At 60.3% G+C, this 19,566-nt stretch carries 11 protein-coding genes; 7 read left to right on the top strand and 4 right to left on the bottom strand.

The genetic code is table 11. From position 1 onward, the window contains the following. Nucleotides 1-203: 203 nt before the first annotated feature. The 3 genes from ACYVM5_RS11060 to nuoK all read right to left on the bottom strand — a co-directional run bounded on the left by ACYVM5_RS11060 (nt 204) and on the right by nuoK (nt 4,517). Entirely contained in the window at nt 204-1,787 is a 1,584-nt protein-coding gene (locus ACYVM5_RS11060) for an OmpA family protein (RefSeq protein WP_460618172.1), read from the bottom strand. Nucleotides 1,788-2,099: 312 nt separating this feature from the next. Continuing rightward, nucleotides 2,100-4,052 (bottom strand): NADH-quinone oxidoreductase subunit L, encoded by a 1,953-nt coding sequence (gene nuoL, locus ACYVM5_RS11055; RefSeq protein WP_460618171.1) that lies wholly within the window; start codon nt 4,050-4,052, stop codon nt 2,100-2,102. 120 nt (nt 4,053-4,172) lie between these two features. Next, nucleotides 4,173-4,517, bottom strand: a complete 345-nt coding sequence (gene nuoK, locus ACYVM5_RS11050) for an NADH-quinone oxidoreductase subunit NuoK (protein WP_460618170.1) — start codon at nt 4,515-4,517, stop codon at nt 4,173-4,175. Nucleotides 4,518-5,013: 496 nt separating this feature from the next. On the opposite strand from nuoK, the gene ACYVM5_RS11045 reads away from it, so the two are divergent. Further along, nucleotides 5,014-13,077 (top strand): beta strand repeat-containing protein, encoded by an 8,064-nt coding sequence (locus tag ACYVM5_RS11045; protein WP_460618169.1) that lies wholly within the window; start codon nt 5,014-5,016, stop codon nt 13,075-13,077. Nucleotides 13,078-13,572: 495 nt separating this feature from the next. Here the strand turns inward: ACYVM5_RS11045 and ACYVM5_RS11040 are convergent, their stop codons facing one another. Continuing rightward, a complete protein-coding gene (locus tag ACYVM5_RS11040; protein WP_460618168.1) occupies nt 13,573-15,687 on the bottom strand; it encodes an IPT/TIG domain-containing protein in 2,115 nt (704 codons plus the stop codon). 389 nt (nt 15,688-16,076) lie between these two features. Between ACYVM5_RS11040 and ACYVM5_RS11035 the strand changes: the two genes are divergently transcribed. The 6 genes from ACYVM5_RS11035 (at nt 16,077) to ACYVM5_RS11010 (ending at nt 19,543) form a co-directional block, all read left to right on the top strand. After that, nucleotides 16,077-16,646: an RNA polymerase sigma factor gene (locus ACYVM5_RS11035; RefSeq protein ID WP_460618167.1), complete on the top strand. Its 570-nt coding sequence runs from the start codon at nt 16,077-16,079 to the stop codon at nt 16,644-16,646. Between the two features lie 104 nt (nt 16,647-16,750). Next, complete coding sequence (locus ACYVM5_RS11030) at nt 16,751-17,128, top strand: hypothetical protein (protein WP_460618166.1); 378 nt, start codon at nt 16,751-16,753, stop codon at nt 17,126-17,128. Between the two features lie 106 nt (nt 17,129-17,234). Beyond that, nucleotides 17,235-17,489 (top strand): autorepressor SdpR family transcription factor, encoded by a 255-nt coding sequence (locus tag ACYVM5_RS11025; RefSeq protein ID WP_342295971.1) that lies wholly within the window; start codon nt 17,235-17,237, stop codon nt 17,487-17,489. Between the two features lie 27 nt (nt 17,490-17,516). Next, on the top strand, nt 17,517-18,179 hold the full coding sequence (locus tag ACYVM5_RS11020) for an SdpI family protein (RefSeq protein ID WP_460618165.1): 663 nt from the start codon (nt 17,517-17,519) through the stop codon (nt 18,177-18,179). A 239-nt stretch (nt 18,180-18,418) separates the two neighbouring features. Further along, entirely contained in the window at nt 18,419-18,823 is a 405-nt protein-coding gene (locus ACYVM5_RS11015; protein WP_460618164.1) for a peptidase associated/transthyretin-like domain-containing protein, read from the top strand. A 243-nt stretch (nt 18,824-19,066) separates the two neighbouring features. Further along, the gene (locus tag ACYVM5_RS11010) at nt 19,067-19,543 is read left to right on the top strand and encodes a carboxypeptidase-like regulatory domain-containing protein (RefSeq protein WP_460618163.1); all 477 of its coding nucleotides are present in this window, start codon (nt 19,067-19,069) and stop codon (nt 19,541-19,543) included. The last annotated feature ends 23 nt before the right edge of the window (nt 19,544-19,566 follow it).

Below are 19,566 nucleotides of genomic sequence, written 5' to 3'. Positions count from 1 at the left end.
CTACCTAATTCTCATCAAAAGCAAAACCCTTCAGCAGAACGTCCTGACGGGCGGCTTGAATCAGGAATCAATCAGCAGGGACTCCTCACAAGCAATTACAATTTTGTGAAAGCCCAGCGAATAGCCAACAGCCACAAAAAAAGGCCCGCTCGATGAGAGCGGGCCTTTTTCATTCATCAGCCACTTGGGCTGAGCCTTGTCGGCTACTTGCGCTTGGCCGGAGCCTTACGGGCAGGAGCTTTCTTGGCGGGAGCCTTCTTCACCGGAGCGGCTTTCGGCGGAGCAGGCGTGATGGTCGGGGCTGGGCCGTACTTCACCTCGGCGGCATTGGGGTCGCCGGTGAGGTAGAGGTCGAACTCAACGCGGCGGTTCAGGGCCTGACCAGCTTTGGTGGCGTTGTCAGCAATCGGCTTGGTTTCGCCAAAGCCGTGCGACACGATACGGTCGGCGGGCACAGCCTGGCTCAGCATGTAGGCGCGGGCCGAAGCAGCGCGGTCATCCGAGAGGCGCAGGTTGTAGTCGTCGGCACCTTTGCTATCGGTGTGGCCGGCAATGCTCAGCGTGTAGTCGGGATACTCTTCCATTATTTTGGCGAGGTCCTTCAGCGTGGGGTACGAGCTGGGCAGCAACACGGCTTTGTCGAATTCGAAGTTGATGTACTTCGTAGCCTCCTGCAGGCGCTTCTTGGTCTCAGCTTTCACCTCGGGGCAGCCTTTGTTGCTGGCCGGGCCGGGGCGGTTGGGGCAGCGGTCCTGGTAATCCGGAACACCGTCGCCGTCGCGGTCAAGCGGGCAGCCATTGGCATCTACCTGCACACCGGAAGGTGTGTTGGGGCACTTGTCGTTCTGGTCAATCACGCCGTCGTTGTCGGCATCGGGGCAGCCTTTCAGCTCAGGTTTGCCGGGGGTGTCGGGGCAAGCATCGTCGGCATCGGTCACGCCGTCGCCGTCACGGTCGGGGCAGCCTTGCAGAGCGGCCACGCCTTTCACGTCGGGGCACTTATCTTGGTAATCCGGAACGCCGTCGCCGTCTTTGTCGAGCGGGCAGCCGTTGGGGTCAACGGCTACGCCGGCCGGGGTGCCGGGGCACTTATCCTTCTTGTCCGACACGCCGTCCTTGTCTTCGTCCTTCATCTTGCCCAGGGCCACCGTGATGCCAACCTGGTGCAGCAGGAACCGGTCGTACAGCTTGTCGCTGGCGGCGCTGAGGTGGTCGACCCGGTCGGTAAAGGGGTAGTGCTGGCTGGTAGTCAGGTCCAGGAACACGGCATCGCTGAGGCGGAACCGCAGGCCGGCCAAGCCAAATACCTCTGGGCGGCGAATCTGGTCAACACCAAAACCTACGCCGCGCACATTACCGGACGTATTGGACAGGAACATGCCACCGCCACCCATCAGGTAAGGCTGAATGAAGGCATCTTCTTTCAGAATCTTGCCGTTGTTGAGCTTGAGCTTGATGCCAAGGTCCACCATGCCGATGCGGGCATCGAAGTTGCTACCCGAATAGATTTCGCTGCTGTACTTGTAGGTCTCATAGTAGCCGAGCAAGGCCAAGTCGAACGTGGGCGACAGGTAGCGGCTTATGGCTCCGCCGCCGCCCACCATCAGGTCGTTACCGGAACGGTTCCAGAAGTCGGAACCCATGTTGCCGTTGTACTGCAGCAAGCCAATGTTGGCACTGAGCGCCGTTTTGCGGTCGGCGGTTTGGGCCTGAGCACGCGGAGCGGCCATGCCAAGCACGACTGCTCCCAGGGCGAGGCCACGTAGGAGATTAGGTTTTGAGACCATAAATTTTAGGTGTGGGGATAGATGCGAAATCCGCCGCAAGCCATTTGGCCCATCATCGCGTTGGATGAGCAGCTATACCTCTTCCAGCTAAAAAAGTTGCTCGCTTATTGGCGAAGGCATTTAGTAGAAAAATAAAATAATTTTAAAAATCAGTCACTTATAAAATAAAATGTTTGGCTTTCTTCTGCTTCCAACAGCTTAATCTGCCTCGCCAGCGCTACTTTCAAAGCGGCCATTTGGCGGGTACTGACACAAAAAAACCGCTTGTTTTCACAAGCGGCTTTTCCAATTATTATCCTAAAAATTCAGGCTCTAGAACCGGCCAAAATTTAGTCCCAGAATCAACACAATCCCGATAACCATCAGTATCAGATAGGTCTCCACGGCCCCGGTCTGCACGTAGCGCAGCAGCGCCCCGCCACCGTTCACTGCGCGGCCGAAAATGCCCACCACAGGGTTGATAACGCCGTTTTCCACGAACTTGTACAGGCCCGTCGAAAGCGCCATAATGGGCTGCGTGAACACGTTGTTGTACAACTCGTCGATGTAGTATTTGTGGTACACCAGGCTTTCGGGACCCGAGCGGTGGGCCTCATCTTCGGCCGGACGCTGGGCGCGGGCCACGTACATCACATAGGCCAGAATGATGCCCAGCAAGCCAACAGCTACCGAGGCAATCATGAGCATCAGTTCGGTGTGCTCATCGGGCTTGGCCGAGAATGCCTCGGGCAGAATACGCTGCGAATAGGTAAAAATCGGGGCCAGATATTCGGCCAGGTAGTGGTGCCCGCCGGTGAACATGGGCGCGCCCATAAAGCCGCCCACGGCCGCCAGAATGGCCAACACGATGAGCGGAAACGTCATCGAAGCCGGCGACTCGTGCAGGTGGTGCTTCTGCTCCTCGGTGCCCCGGAACTCGCCAAAGAAAGCCAGGAACAGCAGGCGGAACATATAGAAAGCCGTCAGGAAAGCGGTGAGCAGGCCCATGGCCCACAGCACTTTGTTGTGCTCAAAAGCGTGCGCCAGGATTTCATCTTTGGAGAAGAAGCCCGAGAACGGCGGAATGCCTGAAATGGCCAAGCAGCCGATGAGGAAGGTGAGGAAGGTGATGGGCAATGCCTTGCGCAGGCCGCCCATGCGGCGCAGGTCCTGCTCGTTGCTCATGGCATGAATCACAGAGCCAGCTCCGAGGAACATCAGCGCCTTGAAGAAAGCGTGCGTGAGGACGTGGAACAGAGCCGTAGAGTAACCCATCACGCCCAGCGCCAGGAACATATAGCCCAGCTGCGACACCGTGGAGTAAGCCAATACCTTCTTTATATCGTTCTGGGCCAGGCCAATAGTAGCGGCAAACAGCGCCGTGGCCGTACCCACAATGGCCACCACCTGCAACGTATCGGGCGAGAGGGTGAACAGCACGTTGGCCCGCAACACCATGTAGATGCCGGCCGTTACCATGGTAGCGGCGTGAATGAGGGCCGAAACCGGCGTGGGGCCGGCCATGGCATCGGGCAGCCAAGTGTAGAGTGGCAACTGGGCCGACTTGCCCATCGCGCCCACAAACAGCAGCAGCGTAATGGCCGTGCAGATGCCCACGCCATAGGTGCCGAACTGGCCGAGGCTGGCCTTCTGAAACACCTCGGCGTACTGCACCGAGTTGAAGGTGAGGTAAATCAGGAAGATGCCGAGCAGGAAACCTAGGTCACCGATGCGGTTGATGATGAAGGCTTTCTTAGCGGCGTTGTTGTAGCTGGTGTTCTTGTTCCAGAAGCCGATGAGCAGGTAGGAGCACAAGCCCACGCCTTCCCAACCGATGAAGAGGATAACGAAGTTGGCCCCCATCACCAGCAGCAGCATGCTGAATATGAACAAGTTCAGAAAGCTGAAGAACTTGCCCACGTTCTCGTCGTGGTGCATGTAGCCGATGCTGTAGACATGGATAAGAAAGCCCACGCCTGTCACGAGCAGCAGCATAATCAGGCTGAGCTGGTCAATCTGGTACTGAAAGGGAATCTGGAGCGAGCCCACCGAAATCCAGTCGAACAGCTGCACGGTGTACTGATACTGGAAATTCAGGAACAGCATCACCGAAATCAGGAACGAGCCCAGCACGGTCGCGCTGCCGATAAGGCCGGCCACGGTGCCGGAAAGCTTCTTGTTCAACAGTCCATTCAGCAGAAAGCCCAGAAACGGCAACAGCGGAATCAGGACGTAGATGAGCGTAGAATAAGGGGCGTTGGCGCCGGGGAGAACGGTTTCTTGCATGGGGTGTTGGCTATGCTAAAGAACTGTCATCCTGAGCGCAGCGAAGGACCTTATCAAGCAAGAACAGTTCGTGCACCAGTGATAAGGTCCTTCGCTGCGCTCAGGATGACAGACGTTTTTTTACCACTTCAAGCGGCTCAATAAATTGACGTCAGTGGTCTGGAAGTTGCGGTAAATCATGACAATGATGCCCAGCCCCACCGAGACTTCGGCGGCGGCCACGGCCATGATGAAAAACACGAAAATCTGGCCGTGGGGGTCGGCGCGGTAGGCCGAAAAGGCGGTCAGCAGAATATTCACCGCGTTGAGCATCAGCTCGACGCACATGAAGATGATGATGGCGTTGCGCCGCACCAGCACGCCTGTGACGCCGATGGCAAACAGGGCCGAGGCGAAGAAAACGTAGTACTGAAGCGGAACGGTCCGAATGACTTCGGGGATGGTCTGGGAAACGGTTGGGTCCATACAGGAAGAACCGGCGAATGGGCAACGTGCAGCCGGCCGGCCGGCAAAGGTACCCGAAAAACCACCAGTCCAAAAATCACAAGGCAACCCATACCACTTCTGAGCGGGACAAAGGATGGATTCCTCCTGCGAAGGCATTTCAGAACGATGAATCCGCCCCGTCCGCCCAACTACCTATCACGAGTAGAAAGGCTTAGTGTACAAATAGGTGACTATTCAAATTAGTATATGGGCATTGAGACCCTATTAGCCCTGCTTGAAATAATTTATTGAAAAAGTTAAATTATTTATGCGAAACAAATATTGCCGAATATTGAACTTATCCATGATGAAGATAACTCCATTTAAGATAATCGGGCTTTACCTTTCCTGAATGCGAAAGTGGCTTTTTCTAATGAATTAATTCAGCGAACTTTGTATTATGTAGGATTATAGCCACATTTCTTCTGTCACTCCTAACTTTTTTTTACCGACTTATTCACCATTTCTCCTTTTCATGAAATCATTCTTACTTGGATTATTATCCATATTCTGGAGTACGTTAGCAATGGGTCAGACCTTGTATACGTTCAATGGAGGCGGAACCAGTGGCGACTGGGATGCCGCATACTCCTGGACGACTGACCCTACGGGCTCTACCAGCATCAATCCCCGGGTGCCAAACAATAACGACAACGTGGTCATTACCAACAGCTTTGTGTTGTCGGTAAAGAACCCGGTGGCGGCTACGGGCCTGAACGTGACGGTGCAAAAGGGCGGGGTACTCGACCTCACCAACCCCACCACCAACCAGCTGCCCACACTGGCCAGCCTATCTGGCCAAGGCACATTGCGCATCGCAGGCGCCTATTTCCCTACAATTGGCACCAACAACTTCGACGATGCCAACACGGGTACCGTCGAGTTTTATAACTGGCCGGCCGGCACTGCCACGCTGCCGCAGCCAGCCTCGAACCAATACAATAACCTGCGCCTGCTCAACACGGGAGGCACGGGCACCGCTTATACCGCGCAGCTCGGCAGCAGCCTGACACTGGCCGGTAACCTGACCCTGACGCGTACCAACTCGACGGTTTTCCTCGATAGCAAAGTAGGCAACCCTTACGCCACTCCGGCGTTGGCGGCAGCCGGGGCGGGCGTTTCGCTCACATTGGGAAAAACGGCTGGCACTAACGTTACGCTGACGGCCCTGGGCGACCTGAACATCGGCGCGGGCACGTTTCTGGGCGTGACAGCGGTGACTGGCTCGCACGTTATTAACGTGAGCGGCAGCTTTATCAACAACGGCACCGTGAACCTGCACAACGGCGCGGCAAACGACAACCAGATAGCGGGCCTCACCTTTACGGGGGGCACGGATGCCAATTTTGCCTGCAACGGTGATACGGACCTGGATATCATGACCGTTGATAAGGGAATCGACAGCCAAGTGTTGCTGAATGTTACGTCGACGGTAAACATCCGCAACAATGCGTTTGGCAACCTGCGCCTCTTCCACGTGACCAGCTACGTAGCTACTATCCCGGTGCGGCTTCTGGCCCTGGTGAACGGCAATTGCAAACTGGGCCAGAACATCTATCTGCCCAAAGTACTGGTCCCCGCCAATGAATACGGCGTTGGCTCTACCACCACCAGCCCGACGCTGTGGATTGCGGGTGCTTCGATTAATAACGACAATGCCCTGCTGATTGCGGTGTATGGCACTTTCCGCATCAGCGGCGGCAGCTTCTCGGGAATTACCGACGGCGGCATGGTAATACGCGAAGACGGCCAGGTAATTGTGGAAGGCGGCACCGTGACGGTCAACAAGTTCCGGCCTTCGCGTACCACGCCGAACCACCGTGGCTCGTTCATCATGTCGGGCGGCACGTTTGATTGCACAGGTGTCAATACCACTTCGGTAGACGATAAGTATGCCCGGTTTTCGGTGCCTTACCTGACGCAAAGCTTCCGCATGACGGGTGGCACCATTCGGGTGCAACGCCCCAATCCCGCCAATTCCGGTGCGGACGGCTTGTTCCATATTGGCGTAAATCCCAATAACGCCATTGTATCGGGCGGTACGATTGAGTTGGTGCTGCCGAACTCCAACGTGAACGGCAAAGTGCTGACCACGGCCCCATTGTGGAACCTGACGGTGAAAAAGACTGCCGGGGGCGGCACGAGCAAGGCTATTCTGGCGAACGTCAACGTGGACCCGCTGTACCAGTCTTATTCAAACCCAACTGCGCAGCCGCTCACGGTTCTCAATGCGCTGACGCTGGACGCGGCCACCCCTACCACCTTCGACGCGGCGGGCCTGAACCTGACCGTGCAGGGCACGTTCACCATCGGGACGGGCTGCACCTACCTGCCGGGCACCAACACCACGATTTTTAGTGGCACGCAGGACAAGCAGTTCCTGGCCAACAGCGGCACCATCGGGACCACGGCCGGCGAAGGCACTTTCTACAACTGGACCATTGACAAGGCGGCCGGCACCCTGATTCTGAGCGGTACCGTGGCCACCTACAACGTACCGGCCGCGGCTAAGCTGAGCCTGCTGCAAGGCGTGCTGGACGATGGCGGCAAAACCGTGCGGGTGTATGGCGACATGGTTAACTCGGCTTCGCACACCAGCGGCGGCGGCTCGGGTAGCATCGTGCTGTCGGGCGCGGCGCTGCAAACCCTGAGCGGCGACGGCACGGGCGTATTCGGCAACCTGAAGCTGAACAGCACGATGGCTGCCGGCTCGGTAGCCGCTCAGTTCACGGCCAGCATGAGCGTATCGAACCAGCTCACCCTGCAAAGCAACCACATCCTAGGCATCGGGGCCTATCGGCTGGCGCTGACCAGCATTAGCGCGAATGCGGTAACGGCCCCCAGCAACAACTTTTCGGACACGCGCTTTATCCAGACGGCGGGCAACCAGAGCGACTTGGGCCTGCAGCGGACGTATGGTGGTACCAATACCTTCCTCTTCCCAGTGGGTACGGGCGCGAAGTACACGCCCGCCAGCATCACGCTAAGCTCGGCCACGGCGCTGGGCAAATACGGTCAGGTGAGCGTGAGCCCCGCCAACATGCGCAACCCCTTCATGACCGGCAGCAACAACGGCCTGAAGTACTACTGGAAAGTGCGTAGCGTGGGCTTCGGCACCATTCCCGCCAATTCGATTTCGGCCACCTTTACGATGAAGACGGCCGACGCGGCTACGGCCGGAAACACGACGGGCTACATCCCCGGCTTCTACACGGCCAGCACGGTGAAGTGGAAAAGCTTTAACGATACTAACCTGGTGTCGGCGAGCCCGCCCACGGCCGATATCAGCTTCAACAATGTGCTGAGTGCATTTGATGGCGAATACACGGCAGGCGTAGCCGCTACGGCTTTCGGCGCGGTGACGGCCTACTACTCGCGTGGTACCGGCAACTGGGAAACCCCGGCCACTTGGAGCACCGACCAAACGCTGAAGTTCACGGGTGCTGCCGCTAGTGTAAAACCCGGCCCCGGCAACCCGGTGTTCATCGGCTCCGCAGCTGGCAGCCTGAACCACTACATCACCGTGACGGCCAACGCCGCCACGGCCGGCTCGCTGGTGATTGAAAACGGCTCGACGCTGGACGTGAAAGAAACCACGGGCCACAATTTCGGGGCTTTGCCCGATGCGAAGGTGAACGGCTCGGGCCTGCTGCGCGTGAGCTCCAGCGGCGCTACTCCCACCTTCCCCGGCGGCGACTTCGGCTCCTTCCTACTGCCCGGCGGCGGCACGGTGGAGTACTACACCAACAGTACCCAGAACTTCACCCTGCCCACGGCTTCGGGCTCGCTCTCGCTGGTATCGTACCGCAACCTGATGCTAAGCCCGGCGGCGGGCCGCACCATTACGCTGCCCGACGTGAACCTGCGCGTGTACGAGAACATGCTCACGGGCATTTCGACCGGCACCACCGGCATCGTTTCGCTCAACGGGGCCAGCGCCCGCACCCTACAGGTGGATAGCTTGCTGAACGTGCAATACGGCACGCTGCGCTTCGCCAACGGCACGGCCCAGACCCTGGTGTTCAACAAGAATGTGCAAGTAGACGCCAACGCGACCTTCGACATGAGCGGCGCGGGTGCTACCGTGACGAACAATAGCGTGACCATCGCCCGCTCGCTGACCAACAATGGCAAGCTGGACTTCAACGCCACGAGCAAAGCCACCCTGACCTTCAACGGCACCCGCAACGCGAAACTGACCGGCACCAACTCTACGGCGCCGGCCGCCACCAACCTCTACACCCTGACGGTGAACAAGGGCACCAGCCGCACCCCCACCCTGACCGTGGACGTGGCCAGTCCCCTGACTACTCCGACCAACAGCTGGCTCACGCTGACCAACGGTACTCTGAGCTTTGAAAAAGCCGGCGGCACGCTCAACATCCACGATGCCGATACACCCTTCGTGCTTACCGACAACGCTGGCCTGACGGTGAACCACCCCACGGCTATCGTGAACGTGGCCACCGGCAACGGCTCGGTGACGGATAACACGACCCCGGCCAACAATACCAGCGCCACTTCCGACCTGAAACTGGCCGGCGAGCTGCGCGCCCTGCAGGGCACGCTGAACGTGGGCACCACCAGTGGCCTGGGCAACGACATCGAATACGCTGCGGCCGGCGCGCCCACCATTCGGGTGGCCACGGGCGGCACGCTGAACGTGAACGGCCAGATTCGCCGCAACGTGACCAACCTCGACGGCTCGCTCCGCTATGAGCAGACCGGCGGCACAGTGGACATTGCCGGCATCCGGGCCAATGTGTACCAGAGCAATGAGCGCGGCCTGTTTGAAGTACAGGGCCCCGGCAGCGTGTTCCGCATGAGCGGCGGCGACCTGAAGCTGCGCCGCTCGAACCAGAAGCCCCTCATCACCACGGCCGACCTGTACCTGGCTCCTGACTCGACGGTGATAACCGGCGGCACGGTGCGCCTAGGCAACACGACCGCCGGCGTGGGCAACGTAAAAATCAGCGTGAACTCGGCCGTGCCCATCTACGACCTGGTGGTGGAGAGTGGCGCCGATGCCAGCAACACCAACACCGGTTTCCTGACCGGCACCAACCAGCTGAGCCTGAAAGGTTCGCTCACCATTGGCAACGTGAACTCCTTCTTCAACGCCAACGGTATTGGGCTGAACATCGACCAGAACCTCATCAACAACAACACGCTGACCAATGCGACCCTGAACACGGGTGGCTTCCAGCCTTTCACCACGACCCAGACCACGACCTTCACGGGCAAAGGCCCTGCGCTGCAGCTGCTGACCAGCGCGGCAGGCAACCTCACCGTGTTTGGTAGCCTAGTGGTGAACAATGCCCAGACCAACGGCACCCTGCAGTTGGGCGGCAACGCCCAGGTAGCCGGCACCCTGACCCTGACCAAAGGCACCCTGGCCGACAATGGCAAAACCATCACGGTGCTCGGCGATGTGCTGAACTCGGCCACGCACACCAGCACCGGCACCGGCAGCCTGACCCTGGGCGGCAGCGCCAACCAGAACGTGGGCGGCAGCGGCCTGGGCAAATTCGGCAACCTGACCCTCAACAACACTGCCGGGGCCACCACCACGGCCGACCAGGAAGTGACCAATAAGCTCACGCTGACCAATGGCGTGCTCTCTATCGGCTCGAACCTGCTGGCGCTGAGCAACACGGCTTCTGATGCCATTGCGGGCACGTTCAGCAACACCCGCTGCATCCGCACCAACGGCATTGTGGCCGACCTGGGCGTGCGCAAGAGCTTCCCCTCGGGGGCCAGCACCATCTTCACCTTCCCGGTGGGCGCGGCCGTGGTGACCAAATACACCCCCGTGCAGATGACCATTGCGAGCAGCTCGTCGGCCGGCACCATCACGGTGCAGCCCATCGACATTCCTCACCCCTCCACCACCGACGTGGCCGCCAAGGAGCTGAGCTACTACTGGAAAGTAAGCAGCACGGGCCTGACCTCGCCCACGGTGACGCAGGTGTTTACCTACTACGACAACGGCGCCGGCAACGACGTGAACGGCACCGAAGCCAACTACAAGCTGGGCCGCTTCCTGAACGGGGCCTGGGTGCCCGTAGGCGGCATCGCCAACACCGTAGACATCAACGCCAATACGCTCACGAACACGAACGCCACCTACATCGACGGCGACTACACCGGCGGCGAGACGTCGGAATTCGGCACGGTGCCCACCTTCTACAGCCGCAACTCGACGGCCGGCAAGCCCGGCGGCGCCAGCTGGACCGACCCCCTGGCCTGGACCATCAACCCGGACGGCTCGAACCCTACCACGGTGCCCACGGCCACGCCTACCCTGGCCAACCCAGTAGTAATTTTTCCCGGCCACCTCATCACCAGCACCACGGCTGGCCGTGGTGCGGCTACGCTGAAGCTGGACGGCACCCTCGACCTGGGCGCTAACCTGGCCAACAACTTCAACACGGTGAGCGGCACGGGTACGCTGCGCATTGGCTCGGCCATCTTCCCGGCCGGCAACTACGCCAACTTCGTGGCCCCCACAACCGGCACCGTAGAATTCACGCAAGCCGTGCAGCTGCCGGCCCGCGATACCTACAACAACCTGACTCTCTCCGGGGTGGATGCCGTGAACACCACGCGCCTCACCAACCTCGACCTGACCATCAACGGCACCCTGAACATTGCGGCCAACACCAAGGTCGACAACCTCACCAGCCAGAACATTACCCTGACCTCGGCCACCAGCGGCGCCACCATCAACGGCACGCTGAACCTGAACGACGGCCAGCTGAACACCGGTGCCACGGTAGTCACCGGCAGTAGCAGCGTGGTGACCCTGGGCGCGAGCCCCGTGGTTATCGGCACGTCGCTGACTAACGGCGGCACCATCAACCAGGGCAGCGGCCTCGTGACGGTGAACACCTCGCTCACCAACGCGGCCACCGGCACCTACAACGCCAAGGCCGGCACGGGCAGCATCAGCGTGGGCACAGCCTTCAGCAACAGCGGCACCTACACGGCCGGCGTGGGCAACCTGAACGTGGCCACCACCCTCACCAACACCAGCACCGGCCGCTTCAAGGCCGGCAGCGGCGAGGTGAACGCGGGCACCAACTTTCTGAACACCGGCTCTTACACCGCCACCACCAACAACCTGGTGCACGTGAACGGGGACTTCAGCAACCTGACCACCGGCAGCTTCGACGCTGCCAACTCGAACATCATCCTGCGCGGCAACTTCAACAACACTGGCACCTTTACGGCTGGTACCAGCCTGGTGCAGTTCCTCACCGATGTGAACCGTCTGCTCACGGGCACTACCTATTTCTACGACCTGCAGAAATTTGGCGGCAGCTCCCTGACCTTCGGCCCCAACACCGACGTGCACGTAGCCGATGTGCTGACCATTCAGAACAGCATCATCTACACCGGCTCGGCCAACACGAACATCCTGTACCTCGACAACGCGGCCATCCAGCCGATTGTGGGCAACACGCTGACCTCATACGTGTCGGGCCGCCTGGCCATGGCCCTGCCCAACGAGGTGGGCAGCCTGCGCGTGTTCCCGGTGGGAGCCGGCCAGCGCTACCGCCCCGTTACCATCAAGCAGCTGGGCACGGGCTCGTCCGACCCAGTGGTGCTGGTAGAAGTCATCAACGGCAAGCCGGCGGGCAACGTCGACGCTTCGCTCTCCAACCTGTCGGCCAACCGCTACTACCGCATCCAGCTCCTGGGCGGGGTCATCGACCAGCCTTCGGTGCAGCTCAGCTTCAACACCGATGTGAAGGACGAAGACGTGAACGTGCCCGGCAACCTGCGGGTAGCTTACGCGACCGGTCCGATTACCTCCTCCACCGTGTGGGCTTCGGCCGGTGGGTCAGGCGTGTTCTCGCCCGATTACCCCAAGGGTTATACCACCTCGGGGCAGTTCAGCACTACCATCGACGGCAATTCGTTCTTCGCTCTCGGCTCGACCAACTCGGTGGACAACCCCCTCACCGGCGTTGCGCCGCTGCCGGTTGAATTGACGCAGTTCTCGGCGGTTCGCCAGGGCTCGAACGTGCAGGTGACCTGGGCCACGGCTTCGGAGAAAAACAGCGACTACTTCGCGGTCGAACGCTCTGCCAACGGCCAGTTCTTCGCCGAAATCGCACGAGTGAACGGCCAAGGCAGCACCACCGCCCGCCACGACTACGCCACGCTCGACACGGCTCCCCTGGCTGGCCTGAACTATTACCGCCTGCGCCAGGTGGACCTGGACGGCAAGTTTGCCTACTCGCCCGTGGCCACCGTGCGCTTCGATGGCAAAGCAGCGGCACCGTCCCTGCTGGCCTACCCCAACCCGGCTACGGGCTCCGGCTTCCAGCTGGCCGCCCTCAACCTGGGCGGCACGGGCGGCACCGTTCGCCTGCTCGACGGTGTGGGCCGCGTGGTGCTCACCCAGACGGTGGCCGCCGGCTCCGCTGAAACCACCATTCAGCCCGCCCAGGCGCTGGCCCGTGGCCTGTATATCGCCACCTGGACCACCCCGGAAGGCCTGAAGCTGACCACCAAAGTAGCAGTGGACTAACCCCCGCTGCTCGCTCATAAAAGCCCCGGCTGCACTTGCGGCCGGGGCTTTTTTTGTGGGTTTTTGAGGGATTGTTGACTTACTGCTGTGACCGGGCAGGCACTGTGGTAACCACTCTCATAAGCGCGAGACGTGTGGGTCAAACCTTGGCCAATAGCCAAAACATGGCAAACCCGCGCAAAATGGCCCATCGAGCGGTTTGCAGGCTATACAAAGCGGTTTGCGGGCCGCATAAGGTGATTTGCGGGTTGTATGAAGCGGTTTGCATGCCGTGTATAGCGGTTTGCGGGGTGCACGAATGGGTTTGCGGGCCACATGCATGGGTTCGCACGCTGTATGAATGGATTTGCATGGTACTTGCAGTAGTTGCTCCCGCTGGCAGGAAATACTGCGCTGGATAGTGAGGCAGCAGTTCAAAGCCTTTTACCTAAAAAAGCCCTTCCCGGAAACCGGAAAGGGCTTTTTTGATAGCAAACGGCTAACAACGCCTAGCGGCTATTGCTTCTGAATGCGGCGCACGGCGGTGGCTGGGCCCTGCTGCACTTCGAGCAGGTAAACACCGGGGGCCAGCGAGGTCGGCAGCAACAGCTGGTGGTCGGCACCGAGGGCGGCGGGGGCCAGCACCAGGCGGCCGGTCAGGTCGCGCAGGGTCACCGTGGCCGGGGCCGCCGTGGGCAGTGCCACCGTGAGGCGGTCGGTGGCCGGGTTCGGGAACACCGAGAGGCCGGGCAGGGCATTGGCCGCAACGGTGGCCGACACCAGGTTGAACAGGGCCGTGCTGGTGGCCGTGCCGCCGGGCGTGGTTACCGACAGGTAGCCGCTCACGCTGCCCGTGCCAGCCGGCAGGGTGAGGGTGATGCTGGTGGCCGACGCAACGTTGAACGCCGGCACATTGAAGCTGCCGATGCGCACCACCGTGGCCCCCGTGAAGTTGGTGCCGGTGATGGTGACCGGGGTGCCCGGCCCGCCCGTGGTGGGCGTGAAGCTGACGATGGTGGGCGCGGCGACCGTGACCGTGAAGGCTACGGCGGCCGACATGCCCCCGCCTGGGGCAGGGCTCATCACCGTCACGCCGTAACTGCCCGCGGTGGTGAGGGCCGAAGCCGGCACCGTGGCGGTGAGTTGCGTAGCCGAAACGTAGGTGGTGGTAAGGGCGGTATTATTGAAGCTAATCACGGAGCCGCTCACGAAGCCCGTACCGGTGACGGTGAGCAACTGGCTGGTGCTACCGGCCACGGCCGTATTGGGTGCCAAGCTGGTGATGGTGGGCACCGGGTTGGGAGCCAGCACCGTGAAGGTGCCCGCGCTGGTGGCCGTGCCGCCGGGCGTGGTCACGGCCACGGTGCCCGAGGTAGCGCCCACCGGCACCTCAAAGGTGATGGTGTTGGCATCGACCACGGTGAAGGTGGTAACGGCCGCGCCGTTGAGCTTCACCACCGAAGCCTCGGTGAAGAACGAACCCGTGACGGTCACCGTCGCGCCCTCCAGGCCGCTGCCGGGGCTGATGCTGGCAATGGCCGGGGCCGGGGCCACCGGCGCAAAGGCAATGCCGCGAAAGGCCGTGTTGGTGGCCGCCCGGGCTGCCGGGGTGGGCAGCGCGGTTTGGGTGGGGGCCACGTTGTAGCCGGTGTTATCGGCCAGAATGTAGAGGCTGGCGGGGCTGCTGGCCACCAGCGACACGCCGGTACCGGCGGCATTGGTATTGCCGTCGATGCCGCTCAGGCCCGTGGATGTGCTGCCCGCGATGGTGCCGTTCAGCACCCAGCTGCCCGCCACCAGGCTCCATTTCTGGATGCCGTTGCCGGGGCCGGTGCGGCCATCGGCCACGTATACCACGTCCACGCCCGGCACGGCCGGGCTGAGGTCGGCGAAGAAAAAGCCGTTGGGGCTGGAGCCCGCCGTGGCCGCCGGAAAGCCCGGCAGTACGGTCACGGCCTGGCCGGCCGTGGTGGGCAGGCCGGTGCCCACCTTGCTCAGGCCGAAGTTGGGGCTGGTATTAGCCGAAACATATAAGTCGCCACCCGCGATGCGAACCCCGCGCAGGCTGGTCGGGCCGGTATCGATGCGGGTGGGGCTGAACGCGCCGAGGGTGGTGTACTGCACCCCGGCGTCGCTGCCCACCACGTAAAAGCTCACGCCATCGGGCGAAGCCACGGCGCGCACGTTGGCGCCGTCGAACGCGCCGCCCAGGCCCGTGCTGGTATCAATGTTGCCGCCGGGCGACACCACGCCCACCACGCGGGCCACGTCGGTGGCCAGCGAAGTGGCCACGGCCGGCGTGCCGGGCACCGCGCCATAGCCGGCCAGCACCAGGTTGCGGCCATTGGTGGTGCGGGCCAGGCCCAGTTCGGTGGGGGCATTGCCGGCGGCGGTGAGGCTGCGGCCGGAGCTGCTCACGGACGTGGGCAGGGCTACCGACTGCACCAGCACGCCGGCCGAGGTGTATTCGTCCAGAAAAACGGCCGTCGCGGCCGAGTTGGCAATGGACGCCGAGCCATCGCCCACGCGGGCAATCACAATGTTGCCGGGCGTGAACGGGTTGGCCAAAGCCGAGGCGGCTTGCAGGGCCACCAAGCCCGCCGTGAGGCCCAGATGATAGAAATATCTCATACGGTAACTGAATAATGATGAATGGTGGAAAGGACCGTGGGCAGAGTGCCCATTTCAGGGCCAAAGATACCGCTTTACGGCCTAATTAAGAGGCATTTCGCGGGTTTTGGGCGTTGGTTTTCGAGTAGCTGGCGGGAGCAGCCTGGCGGGGCGGGCGATGGTTACCGCCTGTCATCCTGAGCGCAGCGAAGGACCTTATCACCGATGAACGGCTTGCAGTAATTTCAATCGACAGCGCACGTGATGAGGTCCTTCGCAAGCTCAGGATGACAGAAGAAGACCAGCGGATTAAATTCTGCTGTCGCTTCTTAAAGTAATTTCACCGGGCCAGCGTCTGTTTATTCAGAATGACAACCATGGCACTTTCGCTCCCCTCTCCCCTCCTGCCGATGACGGCTTCGCAGCAAGACCGCCAGATTGCCGAAGCCGTGCGCCAGCAGCGCCCGCGCCTGCTGCAATTCATCCGGCGGCGCATTCCCGACGAAGCCGAGGCCGAAGACCTCCTGCAGGACGTCTTCGCCGAGCTCGTGGAAAGCTACCGGCTGCTCAAACCCGTGGAACAGGCGGCGGCCTGGCTCTTTCGGGTGGCCCGCAACCGCATCACCGACCTCTACCGCCGCAAGCGGCCGGTGAGCCTGGAAGCGGCCTTCGGTGCAGCCGAGGCGTCCGATGACGGCGAGGGCCTGCTGCTGGCCGACCTGCTGCCCGCCCCAGACGACTCGCCCGAAAACCGCCTACTGCGCGAAACCCTTATGGATGCCCTTAGCGAGGCCTTGGCCGAGCTGCCGGCGGCTCAGCGCGAAGTATTTGTGTGGCACGAGCTGGAAGACAAAACCTTCCGTGAAATGGAGGAAGAAACCGGCGTACCGCTCAAAACCCTCATTTCGCGCAAGCACTACGCCGTGCTGCACCTGCGCAAGCGCCTGCAAAAGCTCTACACCGAATTATTCACCGACTAATTAGTTAGTGGTTAGCGGTCAGTGGTTGGTGGTTAGTTTTTCTTGATTAATCACCGCCTATTGCCAACTAACCCCTAATCACTGACCGTTAACCACTGATTATCATGGACCGTAAATTCTGGCTGCTGCGCGGCCTCCGTTTCTTTTTCTTCGCGGCGCTGTTTCTCGTCGTTATCGGCTTTGCCACCCAGGCTCTCTGGAACTGGCTGATGCCCTCCCTGTTTCACCTACCGGCCATCACGCTGGGCCAAACCTACGGCCTATTGTTGCTGAGCCGCATTTTGTTCGGCTTCAAACCCGGCGGGCGGCCCGGCGGCTGGGCCCGCAAGCGCCGCGAGTGGAAGCTGCGCATGGCCGGCCGCATGGAGCACCTCAGCCCCGAAGCCCGCGAAAAATTCCGCCAGCAGATGCAAAACCGCTGCGCCGCCTGGGGCCGTCGCCCCGAAACTGCCGCCGAAACCACGGCGCAGCAGCCGGCCTAGCGCCCAACTCAGCGAAAATAGTTTAGCCGCGCGGCTCCTTTCGAGGGGCCGCGCTTTTTTATTTCGAATTTATTTAGACATTTGCCTAATCATTGAAGCATCCCGTATGAATGCACTCTTCAAAGCCCTCAACGACCCCACGCGCCGTGCCATCCTGGAGCGGCTGCGAGGTGGGCCAGCCACCGCCGGGGCCATTGCCGAGCAGTTCCAGTTCTCGGCCCCCACCATCAGCCACCACCTCGACCTGCTGCGCCAGGCCGACCTCGTCACCAGCCAGAAGCAGGGCCAGTTCGTGGTTTACACCCTCAACATGACCGTGTTTGATGAATTGCTGGGCTGGCTGTATCAGTTCAAATCCTAATTTCCACTTCCTCTTTTTGCGGTACTCATGAAAAAGAATCTGCTCCTGTGGCAATTGCTCACGCTCGTGGCCGTGCTGGCCCCGTCGCTGTACCTGCTCTATGTGTGGCCGCAGCTGCCCGCGCAGGTGCCCTCGCACTTCGACGGCAGTGGGCAGGCCAACGGCTACACCAGCCGCAACCACATGTGGCTGCTCACGCTGGGTGCGCCTTTGGGTATGGCCGTGTTTTTCAGCGTCCTGCCCTACCTGGACCCCAAGCACCGGCTCGACAGCAACAGTGTAAACTTTCAGAAGCTGCGCCTGGCCATGGTGGTCATGCTGGGCGGGCTGGCCTGCTACGGCCTGTACATGGCCCTGCACCCCGGCACTCAGGGCCGCGGCCTGATGGTGCTGCTGGGCCTGTTTCTGGCCTTTATGGGCAATTACCTCACCACCGTGCAGCCCAATTATTTTGTGGGCATCCGCACGCCCTGGACGCTGGAAAGCCCCACCGTGTGGGCACGCACGCATCGGGTGGGCGGCATCGGTTTCTGCCTGGTTGGGCTGCTCATTGCCGGGCTGGCGCTGGTGCTGCCCACCCAGCACATGCATCTGGTGATGGTGGGGCTGCTGTTGCTCACGGCGGCATTTTGCTACGGCTATTCCTATTTCATTTTCCGGCAGGAAGAAAGGCAGCGCAACATAGCTTAAGGGGCACTCGTTGCAACAAGCTTAGCGAGCCAGCCATTTGCTTGCTATACTGCTCTTATTCAAAAGCCTCTGCGCTCACATCGCGGAGGCTTTTTTATTAATTATAAATTAGCCAACAGCCATTAATTGCGCTTATCCAATAATAAAAGTGAATTTATTATTACAAAAACTTGCAACATGCTATGATTTTATTGTACGTTTGTATCCTCCAATAAATAATAACATTAGTGCAATACGCTATGAAATCCGGCCTCACCTCCGCTGTTGCAGCCATTGTTTTTTTGCTGGCGGCCATGCCCAGCCAAGCGCAATATGCTTACACCCAGTCGGGTGGCAAGCCGGAAGAAACCACCAGCACCGACCCGGAGGAAGGCGCCAAAACCGCTACTACCAAGGTTATTCACGGCGTGGTGCAGGGCCGGAAAGGCGCACTGCCTGGGGCTACGGTATGGCTGCACGGCACCCGCACTATTGTGGTAACCAACTCGGAAGGCGAGTTTGAGCTGCGCGTGCCCAGCAACGTGAAAGAAGTGGAGCTGACCTGCGGCTACGGCGGCCTGCACGAAGAAGTGGTGCGGCTGGGAGCCGTGCAGGCGCTGGGCTCGGTGTACCTGCTTCGCGAAATGACACCGCCGGCCAACTGATTCTTTCCCACCCACTTTCCGCTTACTACGGTTTACCATACTTTTTTCTGCAACTCTTTTTTTGAAAAAGCCCTGGTCCTTCGAGACCGGGGCTTTTTGGTTTTGGACAGCCGGCAAATCCACTGATTTGGCAAATTCAGTCATTCGCCGGGAGTTTGGCGTTGTTGAACGAGACGAGCATTTACCCCATAAATACAATACGACATTTGTATCATTCAAAAACACCTGATACTTCCTATTGCAATGCGCTTCTTCTCTGTACTCGCCGCCACCGTTTTCACTTGTGTTGTCAACCTGACTTCGTTTTCGGCACAGGCCCATCAGCGTTTTACCAGCACGGCATCTTATGCCATGGCAAACACTGATAATGATGGAGATACCAAACCGGAAAAAACGCTGCTCATTGGCAAAATCACCAATCCGGCGGGTCCGCTGCCGGGCGCGGTGGTTATCCTCACCGGCAGCAAGCAGATGGCCGTGACCAATGCCGACGGCGAGTTCGAGTTTGAAGTGCCGGCCAATGCCGGAGCCCTCGATGCCGTGGTGACCTACGCCGGCTATGCCGACGAGAAAATGACCCTGAACGCCGCCGCCACCGAGTCGACGGTGAGCCTGACCAATGCCCGCGTTATCGTGGTATCGCGCAAGCAGCAGCTAAAGCGCTACCTCAAAACGGCTCACAAACAAGTGAAACACGACCTGCGCCTGGCCCGCCAATAGGAAGCGGAGAACATGCTGAAATG

This window comes from Hymenobacter ruber (genome assembly GCF_054783255.1).
The sequence above is the reverse complement of the archived record's forward strand: the minus strand, read 5'-3'. Positions and strand labels throughout refer to the sequence as shown.